The following is a 209-nucleotide window of genomic DNA, read 5'->3' as shown; positions in this document are numbered from 1 at the left end:
TTGATATTACTTAACGTTATCTAGTTTTCAAAGAACATAGTTTCTGAAGTTATCACATCAAGTGATGTTTCAGATCCTTTATATAGAGAGAATGCTCTCTCAAAACTAAACAAAACAAACAGCGTCTTTTTCCTTAGAAAGGAGGTGATCCAGCCGCACCTTCCGATACGGCTACCTTGTTACGACTTCACCCCAATCATCTGTCCCAC

At 38.8% G+C, this 209-nt stretch carries 1 rRNA gene; it reads right to left on the bottom strand.

The annotated features are described in order from the left end of the window. Positions 1-137: 137 nt before the first annotated feature. Positions 138-209 (bottom strand): 16S ribosomal RNA (locus ACQCT5_RS23075); the annotation flags it as partial.

The sequence above is a fragment of the Sutcliffiella halmapala genome (assembly GCF_050107295.1).
GTDB lineage: Bacteria > Bacillota > Bacilli > Bacillales > Bacillaceae_I > Sutcliffiella_A > Sutcliffiella_A halmapala_A.
The sequence above is the reverse complement of the archived record's forward strand: the minus strand, read 5'-3'. Positions and strand labels throughout refer to the sequence as shown.